This is a genomic window from Streptomyces sp. 2P-4 (genome assembly GCF_030167965.1).
Taxonomy (GTDB): domain Bacteria; phylum Actinomycetota; class Actinomycetes; order Streptomycetales; family Streptomycetaceae; genus Streptomyces; species Streptomyces globosus_A.
In genome coordinates, this window is sequence record NZ_CP095011.1 from 6,671,949 (window position 1) to 6,694,037 (window position 22,089).

The following is a 22,089-nucleotide window of genomic DNA, read 5'->3' on the forward strand; positions in this document are numbered from 1 at the left end:
GAAGCGATCCTACGATGGACGAAGTCCAAGTCAATGCGGCAACCAGATCCGAATCAACTCGGCATTCGGACCATGCACATTTAGGCTGGTGGGGCATGAGCGACCTGGTGGGACGGCTGCGCGCACGCGGCTGGCGCATGACGGCTCAACGGCGGGTCGTCGCGGAGGTGCTGGACGGCGAGCACGTCCACCTGACCGCGGACGAGGTGCTGGCGCGGGCCACCGCCCGGCTGCCGGAAGTCTCCCGCGCGACCGTGTACAACACCCTCGGGGAACTGGTGGCACTGGGCGAGGTGGCCGAGGTGACGACCGACGGCCGCGCCAAGCGGTACGACCCCAACGCCCGCCGCCCCCACCAGCACCTGGTGTGCTCGGGCTGCGGCGAGATCCGGGACGTCCACCCGGACGGCGACCCGCTCGCGGCCCTGCCCGCCTCGGAGCGGTTCGGCTTCGCCGTCTCCGGGGCCGACGTCGTCTACCGCGGGCTGTGCCCTGCCTGCATGGCGATGTGAGGCGCGCGGCGGCGGCCGGCGGCGCGCTGTCAGGCGGCGCCGGGGCCGGAGCCGGGGCCGGAGCCGGGGAGGAAGCGGACGGGGCGCGCCGCGCTCAGCAGTGCCGCAGTCGACGCCATACGGCCCGGCGGTTCCCACGTCCAGGTCCGGACGGACTCGAAACCGGCGGCCCGTACGCCGTCCGCCAGCGTGGCCGAACCGCCGGGCAGCCACTTCAGGTGCGTACAGAGAAGGATCCGGCCGCCCGGCCGCAGCACCCGGCGGAGCTCGGCAAGGGCCGCGGGCACGTCCGGCCACAGCTGTACGTTGTTCACGGCCATCACGATGTCGACGGAGCCGTCCGGCAGTCCCGTACGGTCGGCCGTGCCGGCGGTCAGGCGCAGCCGGCCCCGCGCAAGCGCCCCCGCGCAGCGGCGCCGGGCCGCTGCCAGCATCGCCGGGGACGGGTCGATGCCGATCACGTGGGCCGAGCGCCGCGCCGCCGCCTCCAGGCCCACGCCGGGGCCGGGGCCGACCACCAGGACGGTATCCCGCTCGGTGGGCGCCGCCAGCAGTACGGCATGGCGCTCGGTGGCGGCGTTGACGCGGGCCATCAGGCGGCCGCCGAGCCGCCCCAGCAGCCCGCTCGGCCGACCGAACGCCCGGGTCAGAGCCCACCGCGCGACGCGTCCCCTGTCCACACCGTCCATCACAGCACCGCTCCGGCCGCGCGGCCGCTTCGGCGCCTGCGGAGGGGGCCTCCGCCACGTTCCGTGACGGGCGTGGCGTGGCGTGGGCGTCGTCACAGCCCCGTCGGATCGTCCGGCTGCGGGGGATCCTCCAAGGCCAGGACGAGGGCGAGGTGCTGGAGGATCTGCTCGCTGGTCTCCAGGGGCTCACCGCCGTCGTGCGCGTCGGCCAGCGCGTCGAAAGCGAGCAGGAAGCCGTTCACGAGCGCACTCAGCGGCTCCGACAGCTGCTCCAGGACCGCACAGCCCGCCTCTGCCGGCGTCGCCCCGGCGGGCACCAGGAAGCTGCTGGGCATGGCCTCACCCAGCAGCTCGGAGACCAGCTGCTCCTCGGCACCCGACCGGACTGCCGTGATCGCGGCGATCGCCCGCAGCTTGACCTCGTTCTCCCTCATCGGCGGCCCGCGTCCTGTCGTCCGCGGGACGGCTGCGCAGCCTCCTGGCCGGCCGCACGCGCGTCCAACACCGCGGTGATCGTCTTTCCGGTCCCGCCGGGCCCGCCTGCCTGAACCTCCAGGTGCTCGGCCAGGTGCTTGACCATCTGCCAGCCGAAACGGCCGGGAACCGACGCGGGGGAGGGCCGGTCGACGGGGAAACACGGATCCGCGTCCGCCACCTCGACCACGGCCCGCGGCGGCAGGCAGCGCACCCGGAACGCGGTCGTCCCTCCGGCATGGCGCCGGGCGTTCGCCACCAGCTCGGTGACCACCAGCAGGGCGGCGTCGATATCGCGACCCGCGACGCCGTGCGCGCACAGGACGCCACGGGCGATGCGCCGGGCCTCCTCACAGGTGAGGCCGGTGAGGCCGGTGAGGCCGCTATGGCCGCTGTACGGCGGTCCCATGCCCTGCTCCTTTTTCGGCACGAGTGGATTCCGATCGCGGTACTGCTGTCCGACACCGCTCCGCTCGGCGGCGCCCCCTCAGGCGCGCCCCTCGCAAGGAGCGTCTGTCCGGACGGCCGGAGCCGAAACCGGCCGCCGACTCCCTGTAGGGCGACTGGGTGGTTCGGGCGAGTTTGGGGCGGTTCGTTCTGTGGACCGAGGAGGCCCGCTGTTCCGCTGCCGAGGCTGCGGTGCCTCCGCAGCGGCGCGGAGCATGTGTGGTGACCCGGCTGGGTGGAGGTGAGATACCGATGATCGCCCCGCTGCACCCCGACGACCGCCTCCATACCCCCGCACCGGCCCGTACGCTCGTCACCCTCGACGGCCTGCCCGGGGGCCGCGTCGCGGCCCTCGTCGTCGGCGAGATCACCGACACCACGGCACCGCCCCTGCGGCGCAGCCTGCTCGCCGCACTCGGCTCCTCCAGCGGAGGCCTCGACCTCGACCTGTCCGCCGTCGCCTTCTGCGACGTCGCGGGCCTCCACCTGCTGCTGAACCTGCGCGCCCACGCCCTCGAGAAGGGCCGCACCCTGCGTGTCACCGCCGCCTCCCCACTCGTCCGGCAACTTCTCGAAGCCACGGCCAGGTGGACCCCGCTCACCGCCACCCCGGCATCCGCTGCCCCCTCGCTCCTGCTCACCACCGAGCTGCGCCGCGTTCTTGTGCGGCCAGGCGGAGCATCCCCCGTGCTGCGGGGAGCGGGCGGCACCCTCCAGGTGCGCATCGAGGGCGCCGCGGCCACGGTGACCTGGCCGGCGGTCCCCTCCGGAACTCCCGCCGACGGCACCGGCCGGCGCCTCGCCCGCGCGGCGGTCGCCTCCGCCCTGCACCGGGCGGGCCTGCGCACCGTGCGCCACCGCTCGGCGGCGGCCACGCGAGCGCGGACGGCCCTGTTCGTGCCGCCTGCGGCACGGTAGGGGCCGGGTTTGCGGAACAGGCGGGGCGCGAGGGGCGTATGGGGCGTGAGACGAGGGGCTCGCCCGGTCCGCGCTTCATGCTCAGGGCGGTGAGGGCTCAGCCGCTCTGAGGGGTCCACAGGTCCGCCAGGCGGGCTGTCCCGGGGCCGATCCCGTCCCACGGCCGGGACACGGTCAGGACGGCGATGGAGGACGTGGGAAAGGCCTGGTCGAGATGGTTCCGCAGGTTCTTCGCGCCGCTGCCGGCCAGCGCGGCCGCCAGCTCGTGGACGGCCGGATTGTGGCCGACCAGGAGGATCCCGAACAGTTCGGGAGCCTGCCGGCGCAGCACGGCGACGAGCCCGCCGGCGTCCGCGTGGTAGAGCTCCTCCGTGTAGTAGGCCGGTGGCGGGGCGGACAGGTGGGGGAGCATCATCTGCCACGTGCGGCGCGTGCGCAACGACGTCGACGACACGGCCAGGTCGACGCGGTGCCCCGACTGCTCCAGCCACCGGCCGGCTGCGCCGGCGTCGCGCCGCCCACGCGCGGTCAGGTCCCGGTCAGGGTCCGCGGCCGTGTGCTTGGGCACGGCCTTCCCATGCCGCACGATGACGATCAGCCGCCGGTCACTGCCACCGATCCCGCTCACGGGACACCTCCGTTCCCCCTTGCGGGCTGACGTGTGCCCGGGGGGACGGGGGACAAACGCGGGCTCGGAGGGGGAGTGGGGGCGGGGGTGTCCCGGCAGCCCATTGATGCCCAGTCCTTCCGGCGCGGGCCGTCCGCCGTACGGGCCGACACGGCGAGGGCGACCGCGGCGAGGACCGTGGCGTGCCACGTCCGGAAGTCCTTGGCCGTGATGTCCCGCCCGGACCCCTCCCGCAGGTAGGAGTTCAGGTCCGCGGCACGCACCTCGTGCCAGGTGCGGCCCTCCCGGTACACGAACAACCGCGGGCCCTGCTCCCTGTGGCGCAGCAGCGCCTGTGGTACAGGTACTGGCGGCGCCCCGCCGCATCCGTGCCGACGGCCTGGATGTGGCCGTGGGGCCAGGGGCAGATCCACACGCCGTTCCAGGCCGGCGGGATGGCGAGCCGGCGGATCCGCTCCCGCTGCGCGGCGGGCAGCGGGGCGCCGTCGGCACCGAGGTAGCGGAACCCCCTGCCCTGGCGCACCCGCTGCCATCCGGGCCCGTGCGGGTCACTCGTGCGGAGCCTGGTCACGGCGCGGCCGGGTCAGCGGTCCAGCGCCCGCTGCAGTTCGGCCTTGTCCATCTGCGAGCGGCCCTTGATGCCCTTCTGCTTCGCCTCGTTGTACAGCTGCTCCTTCGTGGGCCCGCCGGAGCCGCTGTGGGACCGCTGGCCGCCCCTCCGGGACGAGGACATGTCCTGGGTGGAGGACCGGCTGGCGGTCTTCGACTCGCCGGAGCGCGCACGCTCCTTGTTGACCGTCCGCGCGGCGATCTCCTCGGCCCGCTTCTCCGACTCGCCGCGGTCCTGCGCGGACTCCTTGATGTGCTCGTACTGGCGCTCCCGCTTCGGGGAGGATCCTCGGGGCATCGCCTGCTCCTTCCTGTGCCGTGTGCTGTCGGTGTGCTGCCGGTGCGCCTATCCCTTGCGCCGGGTCTTCGGCGCGTCCGGGGAGCGGACTCCCGAGAAGGCCGAGTCGTCCTTGGCCCCCCTCGGGCACCCGCCTGCCCCGCCCGCCCCCGGCCAATCCCCCGTGCGGGGGAGCCCCGTGTGTCCGCGGCCAAGCCCCGGGTAGGCGCGGCCACGTGGTTTTCCGTTCCCGACGCGGGCGTACGGCCCGGAGGAGGAGTACCCGTGACCGACAGCGACACCGGCACCGGCCGGGGAGGCGTGGCCCCCGACCCGACGAGCCTGTACCCCCGGCCCGACTTCCCGGCGCAGGAGCAGCAGCCGCCGGGCGAAACCCGGGCCATGGAACCCGAGCCCGACCACGGCGAGGACTCCTACCGCGGCAGCGGCCGGCTCCAGGGCCTGAAGGCGGTCATCACCGGAGGGGACTCCGGGATCGGGCGCGCGGTGGCGCTCGCCTTCGCCCGCGAGGGGGCCGACGTGCTGTTCACGTACCTGCCGGAGGAGGCCGAGGACGCCGACACGACGATGCGCCTGGTCGAGGGCAGCGGCCGCCGGGCGGTGGCGGTGCCCTGCGACCTGAGGGAGGAGGAGGCCTGCGCCGCCGTCATCGCGCACGCGGCCGCCGAGTTCGGGCGCATCGACGTCCTCGTCAACAACGCCGCCTACCAGATGGCCCAGCCCGAGGGCATCTCCCACATCAGCACCGAGCAGTTCGACCGGGTCGTGCGCACCAACCTGTACGCCGTGTTCTGGCTCTGCAAGATGGCCCTGCCGCACATGCCGGCCGGCGCCAGCATCATCAACACCGCGTCCGTGCAGGCCTACAAGCCGAGCCCGCCGCTGCTGGACTACGCGATGACCAAGGGGGCGATCGTCACCTTCACGCAGGGCCTGGCCCGGATGCTCGCGCCGGACGGGATCCGGGTCAACGCGGTCGCACCGGGACCGGTCTGGACCCCGCTCATCCCCGCCACGATGCCGGATCCGCAGGAGTTCGGGAAACAGAGCCCCCTGGGGCGGCCGGCGCAGCCGGCCGAGATGGCGCCCGCGTACGTCTTCCTGGCCTCGTCCGGGGCGAGCTACATCACCGCCGAGGTCCTGAACGCGACGGGCGGGACACCGCTGCCCTGACCGGCAGCGGCCCCGCCGCCTTCCGCCGTCCGGACCGGGCCCGTCAGGCCCCGCCCGTCAGGCCCCGCCCCGTCCTTCGTCCTCCGTCTCGATGACGTGCACGGCCGCCTCCTCCGCGGAGGCGGCCCCGCCGTCGATCCCGGCGTCCCGGGCCACGACGGATATGTGCCGCACCGGCCTCTGCTCCTCCGGGGCGGTCATCCGCCCGGCGCGCTCGCGGCCTGCCGTGGACCGGTCGCCGCCCGGATCGGCGGTGACGTCCTCGCCGCGGTCGTCCCTGCCGGTGGCCACGGGCTCGCCGAGGTCCTCGTCCGGGCTCGCCTCCGACCCGCCGTCCGCCGCCGCGGAGGGGTCGGGTTCCGGTTCCTCCTGGGCGAGCCGCTGGTCCAGCGTCTCCCCCTCGCGCTGTTCGCCGGCGGTCGTGCCGTGCCGGGTGACCGCCCTCGGGCGGTCGGGCGGCGAGTAGCCGGTGTCGAGCGTGTCGTCCAGGTCCGGTTCGTCCAGGGCGTTCTCCATGTCCGGCTGCCAGTCGCCGGGCTCCGCATCCGCCGGCGGCTGGTATACGCCGTTGCCCTGCGATTCGCCCGCGCTCATGCTCGGCCTCCCATCGCGGTGTCCGCCGGTGCTCCGCCGCCTCCGCCGCCTCCGGCGTCGGACGGACTCGTCGCCCGGCCCGTACCGGTCTCCAGCAGGCCGAGCATCTTCTGCATGACCCTGTCGAAGTCCTGCCACGGCCCCCGGGGAGCCCCGTCGGCGGGGCGGGCGGCGGGGCCGCCCTGACTGCTCGTCCTCGACACCATCGTGAACCACTCCTCCGCTCGGCTCGACAGCTCGTTCCGGGCGGCGGAGTGACCGCCCGGGGGTATGCGCGTCTTCCCCGGAGGACGGCTCCCATGTGCCGCAGGCTGGTGTTTCACCCGTTCGGACAGCCCGGTCGGCCGCATGCCGGACGGCAGCGACGTCCCGCGGGCGAAACACCCCCGCCGCGCGGCGCCGGACGCACCCTGGTGCGGCCCCCACCGGCCTGCGGTGGACCGCTCGCCGCGGCCCGCCGGGGAGCCCGGCGGCCCAGCCGCGGCTGAGCCGCCGCCGTGCGGGCAGGAGCGGCAGGCGTCCGTCGGTTCGGCACGGATGTGGAAGAGAAAGGCAAGGCCATGGATGCGATCGTGCTGCTGCGCGAGGACCACAAGACCGTCGAGAAGCTGTTCGAGCGCTTCGAGAAGACCGGGGACGAGGACACGGATGAGCGCCGGGAGATCGCCGACAGCGTGATCGAAGAGCTCACGGTCCACGCCTGGATCGAGGAGCAGTTCTTCTACCCGGCCGCCCGCGAGGCGGCACCGGACACCTCCGACCACGTCCTGGAAAGCGTCGAGGAGCACCACGCCGTGGTGTGGATGCTCTCCGAGCTGAAGGACATGGACCCCTCCGACGAGCGGTTCAAGGCCAAGATGAGCGTCCTCATGGAGAACGTCCGCCACCACGTCGAGGAGGAGGCGAAGGACTGGTTCCCCGACGTCCGCAAGGCCGTGGGCCGCAATCGGCTGCAGGAGCTGGGCGAGCGGATGGCGGCGGAGAAGGAGAAGGCCCCCCGCGACCCCCTGACCGTTCCCAGCGCCGACAGCCGCTGACCGTTCGGCGGCTGCCGCAGAGAAGGTGTGGAGAGGCCGAATCCGGGTATCAGCACCTGTTCCGCACGAAACCCATCCCGCCCCCGACCCGCGGAACGGAGGCCCGGTCGCCATGTCCGACTGCAAGACCCCCGACTACCGCTCCGGGCGGCGAGGCAGGCATTGGACGCACGCCCTGCGCAGTGCCGAGAAGGCCGGCGCGGTCATCGTCACCGACGACACGGGCGAGCCCGTCCGCTTCGCCGCCGGAGGCAGCGGCCCCGGCCGATTCCGGCCGTGGACCGGCCCCGACGGCCACCGCTACGACAGCTACGAGGTGCACCCCGAGTGGTAGCCGCCGCGTGTCCCGTTCCTGCCGGTCCGCGGCGCCCCATGGGGTGAGCGGCCCCCCGCCCCCGGGCCCGGAGCCGCCTGTGCGGCCGCGGGTCCAGGGGCCCGCTGCGGGAGGCCGCCGCACGGTGTCCACACGGTGTCACTGCAGGATGCGGGCCTTGGCCTGCTGGAACTCCTCCTCGGAGATGTCACCGCGGGCGCGGATCTCCGAGAGCTTCGCCAGCTGGTCCACCTCGCTGGTGCCGGACTTGCCGGCCGTGCGCCGGATGTACTCGTCCATGGCCTCCTGCTGCTCCTGCACCTGCTGGAGCTCCCGCCGGCCCATCTTCTTGCCTCTGGCGATGATGTACACCAGGACGCCGAGGAACGGCAGGATGAGCACGAACACCAGCCAGGCGGCCTTGCCCCACCCGTTCAGGTCGTGATCGCGGAAGATGTCGCTGATCACCCGGAAGAGCAGGAAGAACCACATGATCCACAGGAAGATCCACATGGTCGTCCAGAAGACGCCGAGGACCGGGTAGTCGTACGCCAGAGTCACGGAACCGTCCATTGCTTCCTCCCAGCGAGGCGATGAGGACGGGATCGACTCTGCGGCCCCGGCGGCTGCCGCGGATCACCCCCGGCGGGTGAACCGGGCGCCCGGCGCGCGGGCGCGCGGCGGCGTCAGCCCTCCGCGGTGGTGACGCGTCCCGTCCGGGCGGCGTCCGCGAGCGCCGCGAAGTCCCGCTCGTTCTGGTCGGCGTACGACTCCGCGAAATCCGCGATCGCCCGGTCGAAGGTGTCGGCCGAGCCCAGGTAGGAGGCGATCGCGATCGGGTCGCCGGAGCGGGCGTGGGCCCGGGCCAGCGAGCGGCCGCACACCCGGGCGAGGAGCCGCATGCCCTGCGGGGCCATCCCCTCGGTCGTCGCGGAGCCCTTCCAGTCGAGCAGCTGGCGGACGTAGAAGTCGCGCTCCCGGCCGTCGAGGCCCGTCAGCCGCTCCCAGCCGAGGAAGATGTCGCCGGCGGCCTGCATCAGCCGCTGCCCGGCCACGACCCGCTGCCCCTGGTTCGCGTACGCGGACGGCGCGGTGTAAGGGGCGAGCACGGACGGGCCGGCCTCCTTGGCCTGGAGCAGCAGCGGGTCGCTGTCGTCCCGGCCGAGCAGCAGGAAGATCCAGCAGCGGGTGCCGACACTGCCGACCCCGACCACCTTGCGCGCCATGTCGACGACCCGGAACCGATGGACCAGTGCGCGCAGTTCGGGCGCGAGGCTCTGCGCGTACGTGTCGACGAGCCGGCGCAGGCCGGTGTCCAGGTCCGTGGGGCCGCCCCCGTCCAACAGCTCGGTCAGCGGCACGACGAGGGGAGGGTCGGGGGCGATCCGCAGCCGCCCGCCGACGCGGTGGGTGAGCTTGGAGAACGCCCGCAGGTGATCCCGGGAGCGGGCCTTGGCGAAGACCTTGTCCGCGCGGGCCAGCATGGCCCCGCCGCCCTGCGCGGCCATCGCGCGCAGGTCCGCGGAGTCGTCCCGGGCATACCAGACATCGAGGACGCGCATGCCGGAGAAGCCCTGCATCCGCAGCCGGTAGGCGGAGACCGCGTCGAGGACGACGGCGGTGCGCTCGGCGGCGTCGAAGCCGTTGTCCCGGCCGGCCGCGGCGAGGCTCGCCGCAAGCCTTTTGACATCCCATTCGAACGGCCCGGGGTGGGTCTCGTCGAAGTCGTTCACGTCGAAGACGAGCGACCGCTCGGGCGAGGCGAACAGGCCGAAGTTCAACAGGTGCGCGTCGCCGCACAGCTGTACCTCCAGGCCCGTGTGGGGCGCTGTGCCGAGGTCGTGGGCCATCACCGCGGCAGCCCCCCGATAGAAGCGGAACGGCGATTCCAGCATGCGGCCGCGGCGGATCGGGACCAGCTCCGGCACCCGGGCCGCCTCCTGCTCCAGCAGGATCGCCACGGGATCGGGCCGGTCGGGGCCGGGCTCGAACCGGGCCTGCTCCGAGCGGCGCACACTGCTGCGCGCCGCCTTGCCGCGCTCGGCGCGCTCCGACGGGGTGAGCGCGACCGGGCCGCCGCCTCCGGCAGTGAGGGACCTCGTCACGGCGGTGCCTCCTCTCGGCCCGGGGCCGGCCGGCTGCGCCGGGCCGGGCGCACGGGATCAGATGACGTGCAGGTCGCGGGCGCGCTCCACGGCGTCGCGGCGCCGCGAGACGCCCAGCTTGCGGAAGATGCCGCGCATGTGGGTCTTGACGGTGTTCACGGACAGCTGCAGTTCGGCGGCGACCTCCTCGGTCGACATCATCCGCGCCACCAGGGCCAGCACCTCCTTCTCGCGCGGGCTGAGCTCCTCGACCGGCATGCCGTCCGCGGCGTGCGGGGCCGCGGCCGTGACCCACTCGTAGGCGCTGCTGTGCCCGTTGAGGCCGGCTGCGAGATGCCGCAGCCAGGGGCCGGCCTCCGCGAAGGGCCGCCGGAGCAGCTCCGGCCGGGCGGTGTCCAGGGCGTGCAGGAGCCGGTCGCGGGCCGCCGTCTCGTCCCCGTCCAGCAGGGCGCAGTGGGCGCGGAGCAGGGCGAGCCGCACCCGGTCCGGGAGCGTGGCCTCCGCCGAGCCCTCGGCCCGGGCGATCAGCCGCAGAGCCTGCGCGGACTGCCCGGCGGCCAGGTGCGCCTGCGCGAGGAGCACCGTACGCGCGGGAAGCGCCTCGGGGACGGCCCGCAGCGCGGTGAGCGCCGCGCCGTGGTCGCCGTGGGCCAGGGCGGCGCCCGCGTGGGCGACGGCGAGCCGGGCTGCCGCCCCCGGCGGGCCGGGCGGCCGCGGTGCGTCCAGTACGGCGAGTGCCGCGTGCCAGTGGCCGCCGGCGACCTCCAGCTGTGCCCGCACAGCGGAGTGCTCCGCGGCCAGGACGGGGTCCCGCAGGGTGTCGGCATGGCCTGCGGCGCGGTCCAGGTGGGCGGCCGCCGCCCGCAGGTCGCCGCGCTCGACCGCCACGGAGGCCAGAGCCAGCCAGGCAGCCCCGGAGCGGTCCTCCTCGGGTACGCCGCCCCCGTCCGCCGCGTCCAGGGCGGCCGTGCCGTGCTCCTCCGCGGCCGACAGGGCGCCCACCGCGGCGTCGGCGAGAGCGAGCCGGCCCAGGCAGCGGGACAGCAGGGCCGGCGCCCCGTCGCCACACGCCCGTACCGCCTCGGCGAGGCCTTCCCGCGCCGCCCCGATCCTGCCGTCGCCCAGCAGGGCGCGGGCGCGCCCGTACAGGCACAGCGGCTCGATCTCGGGGTGCCGCGCCCGCTCCTCGTCCGGCAGCAGCGGCACGAGCTCCGCGACGCGCCGCGCGGCCCGGTCGGCCTCGGCCGGGTCCGGGGCGGACAGCAGCCGCAGCAGCTCCAGGGTGAGCAGCTCGGCCGGTCCCGCGGCCGGCTCGTGTACGAGCTCCTGTTCGGCCCGGGGAAGACGGGCCCGGCAGCCGGCCGCGTCGTCGCGGGCCAGGCAGCAGGCTGCGGCGACGAGGCCCGCGGCGGCGCCGGGGGTGTGCTCGGGCATCCGGGCGAGGGCCGCGGCGGCGGTCGCGGTGTCCGCGGCGGGCACGGAGGTGAGCGGCGCGGCGGCCGCCCCGGCGAGAAGCGGGCCCACCGCGAGGTGCCGGACGGCCTGCGCCGCCGCGTAGGGCCATTCGCCGCCCGCGGCCGCCTCCTCCACCGCCTCGGCGGTCCGGCAGTGCGCCGCGTACCAGCGGGCGGCCCGCCGGTGCAGCAGGGCCTCCAGGGCGGGCTGCCGGCTGCGGAGGCGCCCGCGCAGCACCGCCGCGAACAGGGGGTGGACCCGGAACCAGCGCGTTCCGGCCACGGGTTCGACGAAGGCATGGCGGCGCACCAGGTCGTGCAGGACGGCCTCGCAGTCGGTGCGCCCCGTCAGCGCGGCGGCGAGATCGGGGTGGACCCGCCCCAGGACCCCGGCGCGCAGCAGCAGATCGCGGGAGGCGGCGGGCTGGACGGCGAGCACCTCCGTCAGCAGGTAGTCGGAGACGGCCTGCCGGGCGGCGGCCGCCGAGCCGGCGAAGGCGAAGGGGTCCTCGGCCCGCGCCATGGCGAGGGCGCACAGCCGCAGCCCGGCCGCCCACCCCTCGGTCCGTTCGAGCAGCAGGTCGACCACGCGCTCGTCGGGCGGGCGGCCGCCCTGCGCCTGGAGGAGGCGGGCGGCCTCGGAGCGGGTGAAGGCGAGCTCCCGCCCGCCGATCTCCGCGACCCGGCCCTCCACCCGGTAGCGGTGGAGCGGCAGGGCGGGCTCGGACCGGCCGAGGACGACGAGCCGGAAGGCGGGGCCGGCGTGTTCCACGACGAAGCGGAGGCCGGAGGCGACATCCGGGCCGCGGACCCGGTCGAGGCCGTCGAGTACGAGGACCAGCGGCGCCGGCAGCTCCTCCAGCGCGGCGGCGATCCGCACCGGCAGGACCGGATCCGAGCCGTCGCCGAGGTGGCCGCCGACCGCCGCCCCGCCGCGGCGGAGCCCTTCCACCACGTGCGCCCAGAAGCTCTGCGGGGTGTCCTGCTCGTCCAGCGACAGCCACACCACGGGGGAGGAGGACGCCCGCGACCGCGCCCAGGAGGCGACCACCGCGGTCTTGCCACTGCCGGCGGCGCCCGTCACCAGCGTCAGGGGGCCCTGCGCACCGCGGTCGAGCCGCCCCGTCAGCCGCTGCCGGCGCACCAGGCCGGGCGGCGGATCGGGCAGGGCGAACTTCGCACCCAGCACAGGGGCGCGCATGAGAGAGACGGTCATGGGCCCCAGTCCCGTGGAGGCGGCTCACCGCGGTTGCGGTCCTGTCCGTGCACGACCCCTCCGATCGTGTCCGCCCCGCCCGCAGCAGCCGCGGTGCGGCGGCGGACGGAGCCCAGGTCGCTGGCCACTCCATGCTCACGCCCCGTGCCCTTGATCGCCACGCAGCGCTCATCGCCCGGCACGGGGGATGCACGCCGGACCGCCGGGCCCGCCAATGGAGGCCACGTCCCGTACGCCCGACGGCGCGGAGGTCGACCACGTGAGCACACAAGCCAAGGCGCGCCTCGCCCTGCTGGCCGGGGCGGCGGCGCTGCTGGTCATGCTGCTGTTCGCCGGATACCGCAGCATCCTGCTGGTCGCGGCCGGGCTCGTCGGGGTTGCCGCCACGGCCGCCGCCGCCTGGCTCGTGCTCGCCTACCGCGGGCCGGTGCGCTGGCTGGGGATGGCGGCCGTCGTGGCGGTGCCCGTCCTGCTCGTGGTCTCGTACGTGCACGTGGGGCTGCTGTGGGTCGTCGTGTGCTCGGCGGCCCTGTGGCTGGCGGCCGTGGCGGCCGGGCGGTCGGCCCTGGCGGACGAGGCGCGTTCCCGGATGCCGGAGCACCCGGCGGACCGGCCCGCACGACCCTTCCTGATCATGAACCCGCGTTCCGGCGGCGGGAAGGTCGGCGCGTTCCGCCTCAAGGAGAAGGCGGAGGAGCTCGGCGCCGAAGTCGTGCTCCTGGAGGGCCCCGAGCCGATGGACGTCACCGCCCTCGCCCGGGGCGCGGTCGCCCGCGGGGCCGACCTGCTGGGCGTCGCCGGCGGCGACGGCACCCAGGCCCTCGTCGCCGCCGTCGCCGCCGAGCACGGTCTGCCGTTCCTGGTGATCAGCGCCGGGACCCGCAACCACTTCGCGATGGACCTCGGCCTGGACCGCACCAACCCGGCGGCCTGCCTGGACGCCCTCACCGACGGCGTCGAACTCCGGGTCGACCTCGGACGTGTCGGCGAGCGCCCCTTCGTCAACACCGCCTCCTTCGGCACCTACGCCGAAGTCGTCCGCAGCCCCGCCTACCGCGACGACAAGATGCGCACGACCCTCGACCTCCTCCCCGACCTCCTGGCCCGGCAGACCGGGCCCCGACTCACGGTGAGCGCCGACGGCACCACCGTCGAGGACCCGCAGGCGGTGCTGGTCAGCAACAACCCCTACGGCGCCGGGGACCCGGCGGGCCTCGGCCGGCGCGCCCGCCTGGACACCGGCACCCTCGGGGTGTTCGGCGTGAAGGTCGCGAGCGCCGCCCAGGCGGCCGGCATCCTGCGCGGCCGCCGCTCCACCGGGCTGGTCGCCCTCGACGCCCGCGAGGTCGTCATCGACGCGGACGCCCCGTACATCAGCGCCGGCATCGACGGCGAGTCCCTGACGCTGCCCACACCGGTCCGCTGCCGGATCGAGCCGGGCGCCCTGCGCGTCCTGGTGCCGCGGCGCCGCCCCGGCAACCGCGCCGGAGTGCCCGTCAACTGGGCGGAAGTCCGCCGCCTGGCCCGGACCATGGGCCGGGCGGCCGCAGGCGGCCACCCGGTGCAGGGCGGCGAGCGCGACCACCCCGGAGGACACCGCCACTGGCACCGGCGCGCCGCCGGCGACCGGCCCCGGTTCGACTACAGCGGCGCCGTGTACGGGTCGCTGCTCGCCGCGTCGGTCATCGTCGGAGCAGGCGCCGGCGGCGCATTCCCCCGGGTCCACCTGATCGTGCTGCTGCTGTCCACCGCAGTGGTCTTCTGGGTGGCCCACGTCTACGCCCGCCTCCTCGGGGCGTCCCTCGCGAACGAGCCGCTGACCTGGCACGAGTTCCGTACCGTCTGCCGCGACGAGAGACCGCTGATCGAGGCCGCGCTGCCGCCGGCTGCGGCCGTGGCCCTCGGCCCGCTGCTCGGCCTCGACCTCCGCGGGACGTCCTGGTTCGCCCTGGCGGTGGCACTGGCCGGCCAGGTCGGCTGGGCGGTCCTCGGCGCCGTCCGGGCGGGCGCCCCGCGGCGGCTGGTGGTCATCACTGCGGCGGTGGCGGTCCTTCTGGGCGTGGCGATCGTCGCGGCGAAGGCGGGCCTGTCCCACTGAGCGGACACGGCTGCCGGGGTCCGGCGGTCCGGGCCGTCACCCGGTGCGGGTGATGCGCAGGGTCGGCCGGGAGGCCACCGTCGAAAGGGCGCACCGGCGCCGCAGGAAGGGTGGTCGATCATGTGCCGATGGCTCGCCTACACGGGGACACCCGTGCTGCTCGACATGATCCTCTACAAACCGGCCCATTCACTCATCGACCAGAGCCTGCACTCGCGGCTGGGCGTCGAGACGACCAACGGGGACGGTTTCGGGATCGGCTGGTACACCCAGGAGCCCGACGTGCACACCCCGGCGATCGTCCGCGACGTCGGCCCCGCCTGGAACAACCGCACCCTCCGGGAGATCGCCCAGCACGTCCGGTCACCGCTGTGCTTCGCCCACATCCGGGCCTCGACCGGCACGGCGGTCCAGCAGACGAACTGCCACCCCTTCCGCCACGGCCGCTGGATGTGGATGCACAACGGCGCCATCACCGGCTTCCACGGGCTGCGCCGCGAGCTGTCCCTGGCCGTCGACCCCGTCCTCTACCTGGACATGGAGGGGACCACGGACTCCGAGGCGATGTTCTACCTCGCCCTGACCTTCGGCCTGGAGCAGGACCCGCCCGGGGCGGTCGCCCGCATGGTCGGCTTCGTCGAGCAGGTCGGCCGCAGGCACGGCATCGCGGCTCCCATGCAGATGACCGTCGCCGTGACCGACGGCACCGCGGTGTGGGCGTTCCGCTACGCCAGCGCGGGCGACGCCCGCTCGCTCTTCTACAGCACCCGCGTGGAGTCGCTGCGGGCGCTGCACCCCGACCTCGAGTATCTGCGGGAGCTGTCGGACGACACCCGGCTGATCGTCTCGGAACCGCTGGGGGACCTCCCCGGCGCGTGGAACGAGGTACCCGAGCACTGCTACGGGGTCGTGCGGGAAGGGCGCGGCGAGATGCACCCCTTCACCCCGCTGCCGGTGTGAGGGAAATGCCGGGTTGCGCCGTGCATGGCGCGCCCTGTCGCGGGCAGCCGCGTCCGTGTACAGCTCCTCGACCAGGAGGTGAGCGGACCATGGCCGCAGGCAAGAAGGCCAAGAACGTCGGCAAGAACATCAAGGGCAAGGTGAAGGAGACCACCGGAAAGTCCGTCGGCAACGAGAGCCTCGAAGCGAAGGGGCGGGCGGAGCAGGCGGCCGCCGATGCCAAGCAGGCCGGTCAGAAGGCCAAGGACACGCTCAAGCACTGACGGGCTCACCGGCGGGCCCGGCGGGTCCGCCGGCGCGGCGGCTCCTCTTCCTCCTCGCCCTCGGTGGACTCCTCCTCGACGGCCTACTCGTGGCTGCGCACCGCCTCGCCGTCCTGGATCTCCCCGCGCCCGCCCTCGGGCTCATCGTCTGTCAGCGTCACGTACCGGACGAAGTGCTCCAGGTCCAGGCGCAGGCGGCGGCCCTGGGCGCGCCAGATGTTGCCGGTCTTCTCGAACAGGCCGGCCGGTAGTTGCTGGACGACGAGCACGATGCGGGTCGGGGACGGGGCCGGTTCGTGGAAGCTGACGCAGCCGCGGGTGGTGCCCTTGGCGCCCTCGGACGTCCACACGATCCGCTCGTCCGGGACCTGCTCCTGCACGGTGGGCTTCCAACTGCGGGTGGACGGACCCACCTTGACCTTCCGGTCGCTGGTGGTGTCGGTGCCCCGGGAGACACTGCGGACGCCCTTGGCGAAGGAGCTGAACTTGTCGTACTGGGTCCAGTGGCCGTACACGGTGCGCACGGGGAGGCCGATGTCCACGGTCTCGGTGATGTGGGTCGGCTGGGAGCCGCTCTTGCGGCCCTTGCCCTTGCCGCCGCCGAGCAGTCCGCCGCCGACCTCCTTGACTTGTCCTTCAGGCCGCCGAGCGAGCCGCCGACGGAGCCTCCCGCGATGGCGGCTGCCAGGGCGATCTTGTACGTGTCCTGTTTCAGCCCTGTCCTGCCGGAGAGTGGGGGCGGCCGGGGCCCTGGGCTCCGGTGGTCCGCGATGTCCACAGGCCTGCTCACACTGGCGTCCGATATCCACCTATGCGTCCGCAGCGGGAGGTGTGCCGAGCGCCGACCGGGGGAGAGGCCGAGCATCGACGGATACGACGTTCGAGGGGAGCCATGACCGCGCCATAACCCGCCCGCCGGCGGCGGCGCCCCGTGCACGGACTCCCTCTCCCGCGGCGCCAAGGGCAAGGCCGCGGACGAGGAGCAGGCCGAGGAGGAGTACGCGGAAGAGGAGGCCCCGCGCCGCCGGCGGCCCGCCCGGCGGCCGGTCCGCCGCGAGAGGGAGTGACCCATGCCCGTCTACGTCTACGCCGTCACCCTGGGCGACCACCCCTGCCGCCTCGACGGGCTCACCGGGGTCGGAGCCGGCGCCGCGCCCCTGCGCGCCGTGTCGGCCGGCAACCTCAAGGCCGTGGTCAGCGACGTGAGCGAGGAGGTCAGCCCCCGCCGCCGCGACCTGGTCGCCCACCAGGCGGCCCAGGACCGCCTCCTGCCGGACGGGACGCCGCTGCCCCTGCAGTTCGGCTACACCGCCCCTGACGACGACGCCGTACGGCAGGTGCTGAACGAGCAGGCGGACCTCTACCTCGGCGCCCTGGAACGCGTCCGCGGCTGCGTCGAGTACAACGTCAAGGCCGCGTGGGACGAGGAGGACGTCCTCCGCCGCATCCTGGAGGAATCGCCCTCCGCCCGCCACCTCAACGAGCAGATCCGCGCCGGCACCGACGACCCCCGGCCGGCCCTGGAGCTCGGCCAGTACGTCGCCGACCAGGTGCAGCAGCGGCACGCCGACGCGGCGGCCGGGATCATCGAGACGCTGGTACCGCTGGCCCGCGAGCACGCGGTGCACGCCCCCACCGGCGAGGACTTCCTCAACCTCTCCCTGCTGGTGCTCCGCGGCGCCGACGGGGAGGGTGCCCTCCAGCTCGCGCACGCCGACCTCGTGGCGGACGGTGAGACGGGAGTGGACATCAGGGTGGCCGGCCCGCTGCCCCCGTACAGCTTCGCGGCGTAGAGGAGGAGCCATGGGCCTGCTCGGAAAGCTGTTCACCGCGCCCCTGATACCCGCCCGCGCGGTGGTGTGGGTGGCACAGCGGGTGGCCGACAAGGCGGAGGCCGAGTACTACGACCCGGCGCCCGTCTGGGCCGAGCTCAGGCTGCTGGAGCGGCGGCTCGCCGACGGGGAGATCGACGAGGAGACCTTCGAGGTCCAGGAGCGGTTCCTGCTGGACCGCCTGATGGAGATCGAAGAGTTCCACCACCGCAACCCCTGACCGGGACCCGACGGAGGCGACGACGTGACCGACCCCATGGCCCGCTCCTTCGGCTCGCGCCCCCCATGGCCGGCTACCCGCCGAGTTCCTCGGCGAGCCTCGCCGACATCCTCGAACGGGTCCTGGACAAGGGCATCGTGATCGCCGGCGACATCCGCATCAACCTCCTCGACATCGAGGAGCTGCTCACCATCAAGCTGCGCATCCTCATCGCCTCCGTCGACAAGGCCAAGGAGGTGGGCATCGACTGGTGGGAGCACGACCCCGCGCTGTCCTCCCGAGGACGCGAGGAGGCCCTCGCCGCCGAGAACCGCCGCCTGCGGGCCGAGCCGGAGGAGATGCGCCGCACCCCGCTGCCGCCGGACCGGGCCCTGCCGGACACCGCCCTGCCGGAGACCAACCTGCCGGAGGCGGCCCCCGACGAGGAGGAGCGCCCCGCACGCCGCACGACGAAGCGCAGGCCCCCACCGTGAACACGCCCTCCGCCGCCCCGTCCCTCGTCTACGCCTACGCCGCCACCCCGCCCGCACCGGCGCTGGAGCACCTCCTGCCCGCCCTCACCGGCGTCGCCGGCAGCCCGGTCACCCTGCTCGCCCTCACCGACCCCGGCCGCGGGCCCGCCGCCGCGCTCGCCGTCAGCGACGTCCCCCGGTCCGAGTGGGACGAGGCGGCCCTCAAGGCCCGCTTCGAGGACCTGGACTGGCTGGAGGAGACCGCGCGCGCCCACCACCGCGTCATCGAGGAACTCGCCGCCCACACCACCGTCCTGCCCCTGCGCCTGGCCACCCTGTACGCGGACCGCGCCAGTGCCCTGGCCGACCTCCGCCGCCACGGCCAGGCCCTCGCGACCGGCCTGGCACGGCTGAGCGGCCACACCGAGTACGGCGTCAAACTGTACGTCCGCCCCGCCGCCGCACCGGACCCGTCCCGAGGCGCCGCCCCCCAGCCCTCCGCGGCCGGCGCCTCCGCGTCCCGGCCGGGCGCCGGACGGGCCTACCTCCAGGCCAGACGCGCCCATCAGCACGCCCGCGACGACCACTACGCCCAGGCCCGCACCGCCGCCGAGCGCATCGCCGCGCTCGCCGCCCCCCACGCCGCCGACCACGTGCGCCACCCCGCCCAGAGCGGACCGCTCACCGCCTCCGGGGCCGAGGAGAACGTCCTCAACGACGCCTACCTCGTCCGCGACGCCGAGGCGGAGGCCTTCCGGGAGGCCGTGCACACCGCCGTCCGCGGCCTCTCGGGGATCAGGCTGGAGCTGACGGGCCCCTGGGCCCCGTACTCCTTCGCCGCACCGCTGCCCCCGCCGACCGCCGCCGCGCCGTGAACGCCCCCGACCGCCGCGCCGCCGGCCTCCCCGACCGGCAGGTCGCCCTCGTCGACCTCCTCGACCGGCTCCTCGCCGGCGGGGTCGTCATCACCGGCGACATCGTCCTGTCGATCGCCGACATCGACCTCGTCCGGATCTCCCTCCGGGCCCTCATCAGCTCCGTCGCCACCGCGGAGGCCCCCCGCCCGGACGAGGACGGCACCCGCCATGGCCCCTGACACCCCCGACGCCCCGCTCCGCCCGCCCGCGCGGCCCGCGCCGCCCGCCACCGGGCCGGAGGGGCCCGCGCCCGCCGCGCCGGAGCCCGACCTCCGGCGGGTGGGCAGCGCCATGGCGGACGCGCTCCGGCTGCTGCCCGCCACACCCGCCGAGGAGGCCGCCGACCGGGCCGCCGGCCCCGGCCACCGCATGCGCACCGGCCCCGACACCGCCGGCGACGACCTCGTGAAGCTCGTCCTGACCCTCGTCGAACTCCTGCGCCAGCTCATCGAACGGCAGGCGCTGCGCCGCGTCGACGCGGGCGGGCTCTCCGAGGAGCAGGAGGAGGAGCTGGGCGCCACCCTCATGGCCCTGCACGACCGGATGACGGAGCTGTGCACCGAGCACGGCTACACGCTTGCCGACCTCAACATCGACCCCGGCCCGCTGGGCCCCCTGCTGCCGCCCTCCGGCTGAGGAACACCGCGGCAGCGGCGTCAAGTCCCGACTTCCAGGGGCGTGCCGGACACGCCGCCCCGCGGCTCAATGGAGTCACGGCCGCCCCGGACACCGCGGCCGGCCCGATCCGCCGACCCCGGGAGACACCATGACCATCCACCTGCGCCCCGCCTCCCTCCTGGCGGCCGCCCTCGCCGCCGGAGCCGTACGCATCGCCCCCGGCGCCCCGTCCACGCGCACCCCCGCAGCCCCCGGAACGGCGCCCACCGTCCCCGCACTGCCGCCGTACGGCAGCCCCTCCGCCCGGACGCGGCCCGGCACGGTCCGGCGGGTCGGACTCCCGGAGAGGGGAGCGGCCGTGTAGGCCGTACGGGCCCGCCGTCCCCGCGCCCGCTGCGGCGGAAGGACTCCGCTCGCTGCGCTCATGCCGGACCGTCAACTTTCGATGATGCCGAGACGGTCCCTTCGTCGTACGAGAACACCGCCCGCCGTCGATAGCTTTGTGGTCATGACAAATGGAAAGGTGGAGAAGTCCGACGGCTCCACACCCCTCAAGACCGCCGCGGGCGTCGCCGCCGGCGTCATCGTCGGCCTCGGCCTGATCGCCCTCCTGTGGCGGGCGGGCTGGCGGGTGCCGTTCGTGACCGGGTGGCTCTCGCTGAAGATCGCTGTCAAGGTGGGCGTCCTCACGGTGGGCGGCCTCATCGCCTTCGAGGCGTGGCGGCGCAAGCGCCGTACCGCCGAACGCGACTGCGAGGCGCCGCCGCCCTCCTGACCTGCCCTCGGGCGGCGGGGCCCGTGCCCCTGCTGCCCGGGCACAGGCCGCACCCCGGTCGCGGCGCGCTCGTTGACCGGACATGAAGAAGATCATCACTATTGCCCTGACCGCCCTCACCGCCGCCCTCACCGCCCTCACCGCGCTCGCCGCCGGCCCGGCCGCCGCCGACGAGACCCACCGCGACTCCCACAACGCCCCCGTCGTCGCCCTGATCAACACCGGCCAGATCGACGACCCGATGGAGGACGTGCTCGAACACCTCCTGCTGTTCGGCGACCTCCGCATCACCGACTGACGGCCACCGCCCCGGAACACCCGGGCCGACTTCCGCGTCGTGCGGGCGCGCCGGACTCTCCCCTCCCGTCCGTTGCCCCGCCGCAGGGGGGCGGCCCCGTACTTCCTCCCGGACGCCGCCCCCGCCTGACCGCGCGGCCGGCCCGTCAGGCCGACTTCCGGACCGCCAGACCGGCCGCCCGGGCCACCAGGGAGTCCTCCCGCTGCGCCGCCGCCTCCGGCTTGGTGCTGAGGACGGCGATCACCACCGGCGGCCGGCCGGGCGGCCACGCGATGCCGACGTTGTTGTTGACGGCGTACGAGCCGGCCCCGGTCTTGTCCGCAACCGCCCAGTCCGCAGGCAGGCCGGCCCGGAGCCGGTCCCTGCTGGTGGTGTTCCCGAGCAGCCAGCCGGTCAGCAGCTCCCGGTGCCGCGGGCGGAGGGCGTCGCCGAGCACCAGGCGGGCGTACGTCCGCGCGATCGCGCGGGGGCTGGTGGTGTCGGTCGACACCCAGGGCTCGGCGGAGTTCAGCTCCGGCTCCCACCGGTCCAGCCGCGTCACCGGGTCGCCCAGGGACCGGCAGAAGGAGGTGATCGCGGTGGGCCCGCCCAGCTCCTCCAGCAGCAGGTTCCCGGCCGTGTTGTCGCTGTGCGCGATGGCGGCGGAGCACAGCTCGGCCACCGTCAGACCCGCGGCGATGTTCTCCTCCCGCCGCGTGATCTCGCCGCCGCCCGCCCGGGTGACGTCCGCCTGCGTGTAGTGGATCCGCTTGGCCAGGTACTCCCCGTCCCGGTCGAACCGCCGCATCACCGCGGCCGCCGCGAGGGTCTTGAACAGCGAACACTGCGGGAACAGCGCGTCGGCCCCGTACGCCGCCGTCCGCCCGGTGGCGGTGTCCCAGGCGTACACGCCCAGGCGCGCCCCGTACTCGCGCTCCAGCGCGCGCAGCGCCGGCACGACCGCCCCCGTACCCGCCCCCGCACCCGCACCGCCGCGCGCGCCTGTCGCGTGCGCCGTTCCCGCCGGTAAGGCGGCGGCCAGTGCGGCCCCCGCCCCGATGGCCAGGGCCGTACGCCGAGTCGTCGTCATGTGGATCTCCCTGTCGCTTCCGATGCGCTCTCGCAGGGGGAGGACACCAACAAGATCACGGCGGTTCCCGCCGAAGGAATATCCGGAAATGGCCGGAAGGCGGCGTCCCAGCAGAATGGT

28 protein-coding genes and 2 pseudogenes are annotated in these 22,089 nt (G+C 74.8%); 17 read left to right on the forward strand and 13 right to left on the reverse strand.

Annotation, left to right across the window (positions count from 1 at the left end):
• The first annotated feature begins 95 nt into the window (after positions 1 to 95).
• Entirely contained in the window at positions 96 to 512 is a 417-nt protein-coding gene (locus MUK52_RS29750; protein ID WP_114056079.1) for a Fur family transcriptional regulator, read from the forward strand.
• A 29-nt stretch (positions 513 to 541) separates the two neighbouring features.
• Here the strand turns inward: MUK52_RS29750 and MUK52_RS29755 are convergent, their stop codons facing one another.
• The 3 genes from MUK52_RS29755 to MUK52_RS29765 form a co-directional block, all read right to left on the reverse strand.
• Entirely contained in the window at positions 542 to 1,192 is a 651-nt protein-coding gene (locus MUK52_RS29755) for a class I SAM-dependent methyltransferase (protein ID WP_284581490.1), read from the reverse strand.
• A 101-nt stretch (positions 1,193 to 1,293) separates the two neighbouring features.
• Positions 1,294 to 1,635 carry a hypothetical protein gene (locus MUK52_RS29760; protein ID WP_284581491.1) on the reverse strand — a complete coding sequence of 114 codons (342 nt, stop codon included), beginning with the start codon at positions 1,633 to 1,635 and terminating at the stop codon, positions 1,294 to 1,296.
• Positions 1,632 to 2,084, reverse strand: a complete 453-nt coding sequence (locus MUK52_RS29765; RefSeq protein ID WP_284581492.1) for an ATP-binding protein — start codon at positions 2,082 to 2,084, stop codon at positions 1,632 to 1,634. The genes MUK52_RS29760 and MUK52_RS29765 overlap by 4 nt, the downstream gene beginning before the upstream one ends.
• Positions 2,085 to 2,374: 290 nt before the next feature.
• Here MUK52_RS29765 and MUK52_RS29770 point away from each other — a divergent pair, with 290 nt between their 5' ends.
• Positions 2,375 to 3,040, forward strand: a complete 666-nt coding sequence (locus MUK52_RS29770; protein ID WP_284581493.1) for an STAS domain-containing protein — start codon at positions 2,375 to 2,377, stop codon at positions 3,038 to 3,040.
• A 97-nt stretch (positions 3,041 to 3,137) separates the two neighbouring features.
• Here MUK52_RS29770 and MUK52_RS29775 read toward each other — a convergent pair whose 3' ends face one another.
• The 3 genes and pseudogenes from MUK52_RS29775 to MUK52_RS29785 form a co-directional block, all read right to left on the reverse strand.
• A complete protein-coding gene (locus MUK52_RS29775; RefSeq protein WP_284581494.1) occupies positions 3,138 to 3,668 on the reverse strand; it encodes a SixA phosphatase family protein in 531 nt (176 codons plus the stop codon).
• A gap of 134 nt (positions 3,669 to 3,802) precedes the next feature.
• Positions 3,803 to 4,239: pseudogene (locus MUK52_RS29780) on the reverse strand (DNA topoisomerase IB-related protein); the annotation flags it as partial.
• 12 nt (positions 4,240 to 4,251) lie between these two features.
• The gene (locus tag MUK52_RS29785; protein ID WP_114056073.1) at positions 4,252 to 4,575 is read right to left on the reverse strand and encodes a plasmid stabilization protein; all 324 of its coding nucleotides are present in this window, start codon (positions 4,573 to 4,575) and stop codon (positions 4,252 to 4,254) included.
• Between the two features lie 264 nt (positions 4,576 to 4,839).
• On the opposite strand from MUK52_RS29785, the gene MUK52_RS29790 reads away from it, so the two are divergent.
• Positions 4,840 to 5,748 (forward strand): SDR family oxidoreductase, encoded by a 909-nt coding sequence (locus MUK52_RS29790; protein WP_284581495.1) that lies wholly within the window; start codon positions 4,840 to 4,842, stop codon positions 5,746 to 5,748.
• A gap of 57 nt (positions 5,749 to 5,805) precedes the next feature.
• Here the strand turns inward: MUK52_RS29790 and MUK52_RS29795 are convergent, their stop codons facing one another.
• Both MUK52_RS29795 and MUK52_RS29800 read right to left on the reverse strand, forming a co-directional pair.
• A complete protein-coding gene (locus tag MUK52_RS29795) occupies positions 5,806 to 6,342 on the reverse strand; it encodes a DUF5709 domain-containing protein (RefSeq protein WP_114056071.1) in 537 nt (178 codons plus the stop codon).
• The gene (locus MUK52_RS29800; protein WP_284581497.1) at positions 6,339 to 6,548 is read right to left on the reverse strand and encodes a hypothetical protein; all 210 of its coding nucleotides are present in this window, start codon (positions 6,546 to 6,548) and stop codon (positions 6,339 to 6,341) included. Before MUK52_RS29800 ends, MUK52_RS29795 begins: the two co-directional genes overlap by 4 nt.
• 354 nt (positions 6,549 to 6,902) lie before the next feature.
• Between MUK52_RS29800 and MUK52_RS29805 the strand changes: the two genes are divergently transcribed.
• Positions 6,903 to 7,379, forward strand: coding sequence for a hemerythrin domain-containing protein (locus MUK52_RS29805; RefSeq protein WP_284581498.1), 477 nt, complete (start codon positions 6,903 to 6,905; stop codon positions 7,377 to 7,379).
• A gap of 112 nt (positions 7,380 to 7,491) precedes the next feature.
• Positions 7,492 to 7,713 (forward strand): hypothetical protein, encoded by a 222-nt coding sequence (locus MUK52_RS29810; RefSeq protein ID WP_114056068.1) that lies wholly within the window; start codon positions 7,492 to 7,494, stop codon positions 7,711 to 7,713.
• A gap of 138 nt (positions 7,714 to 7,851) precedes the next feature.
• Here the strand turns inward: MUK52_RS29810 and MUK52_RS29815 are convergent, their stop codons facing one another.
• The 3 genes from MUK52_RS29815 to MUK52_RS29825 all read right to left on the reverse strand — a co-directional run bounded on the left by MUK52_RS29815 (position 7,852) and on the right by MUK52_RS29825 (position 12,467).
• On the reverse strand, positions 7,852 to 8,265 hold the full coding sequence (locus tag MUK52_RS29815; RefSeq protein WP_114056067.1) for an SHOCT domain-containing protein: 414 nt from the start codon (positions 8,263 to 8,265) through the stop codon (positions 7,852 to 7,854).
• A gap of 113 nt (positions 8,266 to 8,378) precedes the next feature.
• Positions 8,379 to 9,797: a DUF2252 domain-containing protein gene (locus MUK52_RS29820; RefSeq protein ID WP_284581499.1), complete on the reverse strand. Its 1,419-nt coding sequence runs from the start codon at positions 9,795 to 9,797 to the stop codon at positions 8,379 to 8,381.
• A gap of 57 nt (positions 9,798 to 9,854) precedes the next feature.
• Complete coding sequence (locus tag MUK52_RS29825; RefSeq protein ID WP_284581500.1) at positions 9,855 to 12,467, reverse strand: winged helix-turn-helix domain-containing protein; 2,613 nt, start codon at positions 12,465 to 12,467, stop codon at positions 9,855 to 9,857.
• 214 nt (positions 12,468 to 12,681) lie between these two features.
• On the opposite strand from MUK52_RS29825, the pseudogene MUK52_RS29830 reads away from it, so the two are divergent.
• From MUK52_RS29830 to MUK52_RS29840, 3 genes and pseudogenes are all read left to right on the forward strand, one after another.
• Positions 12,682 to 14,019: pseudogene (locus tag MUK52_RS29830) on the forward strand (diacylglycerol/lipid kinase family protein); the annotation flags it as partial.
• 666 nt (positions 14,020 to 14,685) lie between these two features.
• Complete coding sequence (locus MUK52_RS29835) at positions 14,686 to 15,525, forward strand: class II glutamine amidotransferase (RefSeq protein ID WP_114056063.1); 840 nt, start codon at positions 14,686 to 14,688, stop codon at positions 15,523 to 15,525.
• A gap of 89 nt (positions 15,526 to 15,614) precedes the next feature.
• The gene (locus MUK52_RS29840) at positions 15,615 to 15,788 is read left to right on the forward strand and encodes a CsbD family protein (protein WP_114056062.1); all 174 of its coding nucleotides are present in this window, start codon (positions 15,615 to 15,617) and stop codon (positions 15,786 to 15,788) included.
• A gap of 83 nt (positions 15,789 to 15,871) precedes the next feature.
• On the opposite strand, the gene MUK52_RS29845 is transcribed toward MUK52_RS29840, so the two are convergent.
• On the reverse strand, positions 15,872 to 16,330 hold the full coding sequence (locus MUK52_RS29845) for an SRPBCC family protein (protein ID WP_502963608.1): 459 nt from the start codon (positions 16,328 to 16,330) through the stop codon (positions 15,872 to 15,874).
• 528 nt (positions 16,331 to 16,858) lie between these two features.
• On the opposite strand from MUK52_RS29845, the gene MUK52_RS29850 reads away from it, so the two are divergent.
• The 9 genes from MUK52_RS29850 (at position 16,859) to MUK52_RS29890 (ending at position 20,900) form a co-directional block, all read left to right on the forward strand.
• A complete protein-coding gene (locus tag MUK52_RS29850; protein WP_114056061.1) occupies positions 16,859 to 17,581 on the forward strand; it encodes a GvpL/GvpF family gas vesicle protein in 723 nt (240 codons plus the stop codon).
• A gap of 10 nt (positions 17,582 to 17,591) precedes the next feature.
• Complete coding sequence (locus MUK52_RS29855) at positions 17,592 to 17,840, forward strand: gas vesicle protein GvpG (RefSeq protein ID WP_114056060.1); 249 nt, start codon at positions 17,592 to 17,594, stop codon at positions 17,838 to 17,840.
• A 65-nt stretch (positions 17,841 to 17,905) separates the two neighbouring features.
• The gene (locus MUK52_RS29860) at positions 17,906 to 18,313 is read left to right on the forward strand and encodes a gas vesicle protein (protein WP_284581501.1); all 408 of its coding nucleotides are present in this window, start codon (positions 17,906 to 17,908) and stop codon (positions 18,311 to 18,313) included.
• Positions 18,310 to 19,167 carry a GvpL/GvpF family gas vesicle protein gene (locus MUK52_RS29865; protein WP_284581502.1) on the forward strand — a complete coding sequence of 286 codons (858 nt, stop codon included), beginning with the start codon at positions 18,310 to 18,312 and terminating at the stop codon, positions 19,165 to 19,167. The genes MUK52_RS29860 and MUK52_RS29865 overlap by 4 nt, the downstream gene beginning before the upstream one ends.
• Positions 19,164 to 19,388, forward strand: coding sequence for a gas vesicle protein (locus MUK52_RS29870; protein WP_284581503.1), 225 nt, complete (start codon positions 19,164 to 19,166; stop codon positions 19,386 to 19,388). Before MUK52_RS29865 ends, MUK52_RS29870 begins: the two co-directional genes overlap by 4 nt.
• Entirely contained in the window at positions 19,378 to 19,845 is a 468-nt protein-coding gene (locus tag MUK52_RS29875; protein ID WP_502963609.1) for a gas vesicle protein K, read from the forward strand. Before MUK52_RS29870 ends, MUK52_RS29875 begins: the two co-directional genes overlap by 11 nt.
• A 130-nt stretch (positions 19,846 to 19,975) precedes the next feature.
• Complete coding sequence (locus MUK52_RS29880; protein ID WP_114056057.1) at positions 19,976 to 20,191, forward strand: hypothetical protein; 216 nt, start codon at positions 19,976 to 19,978, stop codon at positions 20,189 to 20,191.
• Positions 20,192 to 20,335: 144 nt separating this feature from the next.
• The gene (locus MUK52_RS29885; RefSeq protein WP_162793242.1) at positions 20,336 to 20,602 is read left to right on the forward strand and encodes an ABC transporter ATP-binding protein; all 267 of its coding nucleotides are present in this window, start codon (positions 20,336 to 20,338) and stop codon (positions 20,600 to 20,602) included.
• Between the two features lie 82 nt (positions 20,603 to 20,684).
• On the forward strand, positions 20,685 to 20,900 hold the full coding sequence (locus MUK52_RS29890; protein WP_284581504.1) for a hypothetical protein: 216 nt from the start codon (positions 20,685 to 20,687) through the stop codon (positions 20,898 to 20,900).
• A gap of 145 nt (positions 20,901 to 21,045) precedes the next feature.
• On the opposite strand, the gene bla is transcribed toward MUK52_RS29890, so the two are convergent.
• Positions 21,046 to 21,975, reverse strand: a complete 930-nt coding sequence (gene bla, locus MUK52_RS29895; protein ID WP_174250518.1) for a class A beta-lactamase — start codon at positions 21,973 to 21,975, stop codon at positions 21,046 to 21,048.
• Positions 21,976 to 22,089 lie beyond the last annotated feature (114 nt).